4 protein-coding genes are annotated in these 6,243 nt (G+C 74.6%); all 4 read left to right on the forward strand.

Going from position 1 to position 6,243, the window contains the following annotated elements; genetic code table 11:
* The first annotated feature begins 98 nt into the window (after window positions 1–98).
* Window positions 99–2,510, forward strand: coding sequence for a DUF5682 family protein (locus ACF09J_RS22315; protein ID WP_392307171.1), 2,412 nt, complete (start codon window positions 99–101; stop codon window positions 2,508–2,510).
* Window positions 2,507–3,691 (forward strand): VWA domain-containing protein, encoded by a 1,185-nt coding sequence (locus ACF09J_RS22320; RefSeq protein WP_392307172.1) that lies wholly within the window; start codon window positions 2,507–2,509, stop codon window positions 3,689–3,691. The genes ACF09J_RS22315 and ACF09J_RS22320 overlap by 4 nt, the downstream gene beginning before the upstream one ends.
* A 105-nt stretch (window positions 3,692–3,796) precedes the next feature.
* Window positions 3,797–4,909 carry a hypothetical protein gene (locus tag ACF09J_RS22325; RefSeq protein WP_392307173.1) on the forward strand — a complete coding sequence of 371 codons (1,113 nt, stop codon included), beginning with the start codon at window positions 3,797–3,799 and terminating at the stop codon, window positions 4,907–4,909.
* Between the two features lie 432 nt (window positions 4,910–5,341).
* On the forward strand, window positions 5,342–6,243 hold a 902-nt coding region (sucC, locus tag ACF09J_RS22330), incomplete at its 3' end, for an ADP-forming succinate--CoA ligase subunit beta (RefSeq protein ID WP_392307174.1).

Here is a 6,243-nt window from a genome sequence, read left to right on the forward strand (position 1 = left end):
CACCCGCGGTGGACACCCGCCGGCCGGCACGGCGCGGGCCCGAGCCGACGACGAGCCCAGCTGGACCGGCGGGCGAGGACGAGGGAGGAGGGGACGGCGTGAGGGAAGTTGAGGAAGCCGGGGGCCGGCCGCCCGGCGCGGGGCCGCTGCTGCTCGGGGTCCGGCACCACGGGCCCGGATCCGCGCGCGCGGTGCGGGCCGCGCTGGAGGCGGCGCGACCACGGGCGGTGCTGATCGAGGGCCCGCCGGAGGCGGACGCGCTGATCCCGCTCGCCGCCGACCAGGACATGCGACCGCCCGTCGCGCTCCTCGCCCACGCCGTGGACGAGCCCGGCCGCTCGGCGTTCTGGCCGCTGGCCGGTTTCTCGCCCGAGTGGATCGCCGTCCGCTGGGCACTGGAGCACGACGTCCCGGCCCGCTTCATCGACCTGCCGGCCACGCACACGCTCGCGTGGGGCAGGGACGACGCCGGCCCGCCCGCCGACGGCGGCGCCGACGCGGAGGGCTCCGCGGTGGAGGGGACCGCGGAGCCCCCGGCGGGGGCGTGCCCGCCCGAGGCCCCGGTTCGCGTCGACCCGCTCGCCGCGCTCGCCGAGGCCGCCGGGTACGACGACCCCGAGCGCTGGTGGGAGGACGTGGTCGAGCACCGGGGCGCCGGCGAGGACGCGTTCGCCCCGTTCCTGGTGCTGGAGGAGGCCATGGGCGCGCTGCGGGAGGCGTACGACAGCGGGGAGGACCACCGGGACCTTGTGCGCGAGGCGTACATGCGACTCCAAGTGCGGGCGGCGCGGCGCGAGTTCGGTGACGGCGTCGCCGTGGTGTGCGGGGCGTGGCACGTGCCCGCGCTGCGGAGGAAGGCGACCGTCGCCGCCGACCGGGCCCTGTTGAAGGGACTGCCCAAGGTCAAGGCGGACATGACCTGGGTGCCGTGGACCCACCGGCGGCTGTCCCGGGCCTCCGGCTACGGCGCGGGCATCGAGTCGCCCGGCTGGTACGCCCATCTGTTCGACGTGCCGGACCGGCCCGTCGAGCGGTGGCTGACCAAGGTGGCGGGACTGCTGCGCGAGGAGGACCGGATCGTCTCCTCCGCGCATGTCATCGAGGCGGTGCGGCTGGCGGGGACGCTCGCCGCGATGCGCGGCCGCCCGCTGGCGGGCCTGAGCGAGACGACGGACGCGGTGCGCGCCGTGATGTGCGACGGCTCCGAGGTGCCGCTGGCCCTGGTGCACGACCGGCTGGTGGTCGGGGACGTGCTGGGAGCGGTGCCCGAGGCGGCGCCCGCGGTGCCGTTGCAGCGCGATCTGGCCCGGCTGCAACGGCGGTTGCGGCTCAGACCGGAGGCTCTGGAGCGGGAGCTGGAGCTCGACCTGCGCAAGGAGACCGACGCCGGGCGCAGCAGGCTGCTCCACCGGTTGCGGCTGCTGGGCGTGGGCTGGGGCGAGCCCGTGGTCTCGCGGGGCAGCACGGGCACGTTCCGGGAGAGCTGGCGGCTGCGCTGGGAGCCCGAGCTGTCGGTGCGCGTCGCCGAGGCCGGGGTGTGGGGGACGACCGTGCCGGCCGCCGCGACCGCCAGGGCGGAGGCGGACGCCGTGGCCGCTCAGGCCCTCGCCGAGGTCACCGCGCTCGCCGAGCGCTGCCTGCTCGCCGAACTGCCCGACGCGCTGCCCGTGGTCATGCGCGTGCTCGCCGACCGGGCGGCGCTCGACGCGGACGTCGGGCACCTCGCCCAGGCGCTGCCGGCCCTGGTCCGCTCCCTGCGCTACGGGGACGTGCGCGGCACGGGCACCGAGGCGCTGGCCGGGGTGGCGGCCGGCCTGGCCGAGCGGATCTTCGTCGGCCTGCCCCCGGCCTGCATCGCACTGGACGCGGGCGCGGCGGAGGAGATGCGGCGCCATGTCGACGCGGTGCACGGCGCGGTCGCCCTGCTCGACGACACCCCGAGGACCGGGCAGGGTGAAGTGCGCGCCCGCTGGCACGCAGTGCTCCGGACCCTGTCCGGACGGGACACCGTCCCCGGGGTGCTGCGCGGACGCGCGGTACGCCTGCTGCTGGACGACGGGGAGGTCGAGCAGGAGCGAGCGGCGCGGCTCATGGGCCTCGCGCTGTCGCCGGGCACGCCGCCGGCCGACGCGGCCGCGTGGATCGAGGGCTTCGTCGGCGGTGGGGGCGGGATGCTGCTCGTGCACGACGAGCGGCTGCTCGGACTCGTCGACGACTGGCTGACCGGCGTGCCGGCGCAGGCGTTCACGGACGTGCTGCCGCTGCTGCGGCGCACCTTCTCGGCGTACGAGCAGGGGGTGCGCAGAACGCTCGGGGAGCTGGTCCGGCGCGGTCCGGGGCAGGGCGGCGGGGCCGGGGGCCCGGCGGGCGGGGTGCCCGGGTTCGCCGCAGAACTCGACCAGGAGCGCGCGGACGCCGTACTGCCCGTGCTGCGGATGCTGTTGGGCCTTGACGGCCCCGGTCCCGGCGGGGAGAGGCCGGGCAACGAGCTCGCGGGGGTGGCGGGATGACCGTGGAAGAGGGGCACGACGTGACGGACGCGGTCCAGGAACGGCTGCGGCGCTGGCGGCTCGTGCTCGGCGGCGGCCCGGCCGACGGCACCGGATGCGCGCTGTCGGGGCGGGACGCGGCGATGGACGGGGCGCTCGCCGCGCTCTACGGAAAGGGGGACAAGCCGTCGGCGGGACGGACGGGACGGGACCGTGCGGCGGGACTGGGAGGCTCGGCGCCCTCGGTGGCGCGCTGGCTCGGGGACATACGGACGTACTTCCCCTCCTCCGTGGTGCAGGTCATGCAGCGGGACGCCGTCGACCGGCTCGGGCTGGCCACGCTGCTGCTGGAGCCGGAGATGCTGGAGGCGGTGGAGGCGGACGTCCACCTCGTCGGCACCCTCCTCTCGCTCAACAAGGCGATGCCGGAGACGACGAAGGAGACGGCCCGGGCCGTGGTGCGCAAGGTCGTCGAGGACCTGGAGAAGCGGCTGGCCACCCGTACCCGGGCCACGCTCACCGGCGCGCTCGACCGCAGCGCGCGCATCAGCCGGCCGCGTCACCACGACATCGACTGGAACCGCACGATCGCGGCCAACCTCAAGAACTACCTGCCGGAGTACCGGACGGTCGTGCCCGAGCGGCTGATCGGCTACGGCCGGGCGTCGCAGTCCGTGAAGAAGGAGGTCGTCCTCTGCGTCGACCAGTCGGGGTCGATGGCGGCCTCCGTCGTGTACGCCTCCGTGTTCGGGGCGGTGCTGGCGTCCATGCGGTCCGTCAGCACGCGGCTGGTCGTCTTCGACACGGCGGTTGCCGACCTCACCGACCAGCTCGACGACCCGGTGGACGTGCTCTTCGGCACCCAGCTGGGCGGCGGCACGGACATCAACCGGGCGCTGGCGTACTGCCAGTCGCGGATCACCCGGCCCGCTCAGACGGTTGTCGTGCTGATCAGCGACCTGTACGAGGGAGGCATACGCGACGAGATGCTGAAGCGGGTCGCCGCGATGAAGGCGTCCGGCGTGCAGTTCGTGACGCTGCTCGCGCTCTCCGACGAGGGCGCGCCCGCCTACGACCGTGAGCACGCGGCGGCTCTCGCGGCGCTCGGGGCACCGGCGTTCGCCTGCACGCCCGACCTGTTCCCGGAGGTGATGGCGGCGGCGATCGAGAAGCGGCCGCTTCCGATACCGGATGCCGTGTGACATTGGCCGCCCACCGGCCGGAGAGGGCTTGCGCACTCTTGGGAGCACCGTGCGAGGATCGACGCCCCAACATCCTTGTCGCCGTACGGGAAGAACCGTCCTGTCTTGACCTGGTCAGCAGCCCTGCCCGGTACCGCTCTACGCGCGATGCGTACGGCGGCCGGACGGCGTGCGCTGCAACTGGGGCTGCTGATGGGGCTGTTCTTCGCCCTCGGACTCGTCTGCGGGCAGCAGGCGGGAGCGGCGGACGGCGGACCGGCGGCACCCCTGACCGGGACGGTGACCGCCTCGGTTCCGGGGCGCGCGTCCTCGCCCTCGCCCGGCGGCCTCGCGGCCGTGACCGACCGGGTGGCGAAGCCAGTCGTCGAGCGTGTGGTGCGGCCGGTGGCCGCACCCGTCGCCGCACCCCTCGCCGCGCCCGTCGTCGAGCGTGTCGTGAAGCCGGTCGCCGGGCCGGTTGTCCGGCCCGTCGTCGAAGGTGTCGTGCGGCCGGTGGTCGAGCCGGTCGCCGAGTCAGTGGTCCGGCCGGTCGTGAAGCCGGTCGTCGAGCCTGTCGAGCCAGTGGTGGGCGTGGTGGTCGGGTCCGTGGTCCGGCCGGTCGTGAAGCCGGTCGGGGATGTGGTCGGTGCCGTGGTGGGCGGGGTGCCCGAGGCGCCGGCGGCGCCCGTCGTACCCGACCTGCCCGTCGTGCCCGATCTGCCTGTTGTGCCGGACCTGCCGTTGCCGTGGGAGCCGCAGGCGGGGCCCGTTGCCCCCGCTCCGGAGGTTCAGCCGCGGCAGCCGGCCGGGAGCACGGGCCCGTCCACGTCCGGTGGGCACACCGGCACGCCCGAGGACCGTACGGCGCAGGGCGTTGCCGCGCCCTCCGCGCCCTCCGCTCCCTACGGCCCTCGCTGCGCCGGCGGGCCGGCCGTCCGGACCGGCGCGACCGTCGGGACCAGCGGCGCCACCGTGCGCGTCGAGCCCCGTCCCGCGCCCCGGGCCGGCCTCGTCGCCCCGCTCGCCCGGTTCCCCGGGCAGCACGGCCCCGCCGGTGGTGCGGACGGCGTGCTCGGTGACCACGCGGCGGCCGACTCCGGTACCCCGCGGCACGGTGACGGGCACGCCGTCACGCTGCCCGAGCGGGCCCCGCTGCGGCTGGTGCCCGGCGCCGCCGCCCGGGCTGCCGCGGCCGGCACCCGGGACCGGTACCAGGCCGTCCCCGTCTTCCCCGGCTGACCGGACGCGGAGAGTACCCGACTCCGCGGGCCCGGTGGGCCCGGACGGCTGAAAGCCGTCGGTCCGTCCGGCCGTGCCGCACGGGACCTCGCGGAAGGGCAGGCCGGTCCCCATAGGGGTGGGGATCACCCGCCCTCGGCCCCTCGGGGCTGTACGAGGGGGCCTCACCCGGTCAACCCCAGCCCGGTGAGGCCCCCGCTTCAACGGCACGCCGTGCCAGAGTGCGCGGCATCATGTGACAGGTATCACCGCTCAGGTGTGACCCTCGATTTAGGCCACCCCCGTAAGCGGGGATAACCTGCGAGACGGACATGCCGCGCGCTCGGACACCGTGTGCGCCTTCCCTGTGACCCAGAGCGGACGTCACGTTGCCCTTCGCGGCACGCCCACGCATCCAACGAACCGCGAGATCACTGATAGGGACGGAAGCGCGTGGACCTGTTCGAGTACCAGGCGAGGGACCTCTTCGCCAAGCACGGTGTACCGGTGCTGGCCGGTGAAGTCATCGACACGCCTGAGGCGGCGCGCGAGATCACCGAGCGGCTGGGCGGCAAGTCGGTCGTCAAGGCCCAGGTGAAGGTCGGTGGCCGCGGCAAGGCCGGTGGCGTCAAGCTGGCCGCCACTCCGGACGAGGCCGTCGCGCGCGCGACGGACATTCTCGGCATGGACATCAAGGGCCACACGGTCCACAAGGTCATGCTCGCCGAGACCGCTCCGGAGATCCTCGAGGAGTACTACGTCTCCTTCCTCCTCGACCGCGCCAACCGCACCTTCCTCTCCATCGCCTCCGTCGAGGGCGGCATGGAGATCGAGGAGGTCGCGGCCACCCGCCCCGACGCCGTCGCCCAGATCGCGATCGACGCCATCGACGGTGTGGACCGGGCGAAGGCCGAGGAGATCGTCGCCGCGGCCAAGTTCCCGGCGGAGGTCGCCGGCAAGGTCGCCGACGTCCTGGTCAGCCTGTGGGAGGTCTTCGTCAAGGAGGACGCCCTCCTGGTCGAGGTCAACCCGCTCGCGAAGGTCGCCTCCGGTGACGTCATCGCCCTGGACGGGAAGGTGTCGCTGGACGACAACGCGGAGTTCCGTCACCCGGAGTTCGAGGAGCTGCACGACAAGGCTGCCGCGAACCCGCTGGAGGCGGCCGCGAAGGAGAAGAACCTCAACTACGTCAAGCTCGACGGTGAGGTCGGCATCATCGGCAACGGTGCGGGTCTGGTCATGTCGACCCTGGACGTCGTTGCCTACGCGGGTGAGGCCCACAAGGGTGTCAAGCCGGCCAACTTCCTCGACATCGGCGGTGGTGCCTCCGCCGAGGTGATGGCGAACGGTCTGGA

This window comes from Streptomyces sp. NPDC014889 (genome assembly GCF_043081205.1).
Classification (GTDB): Bacteria; Actinomycetota; Actinomycetes; order Streptomycetales; family Streptomycetaceae; genus Streptomyces.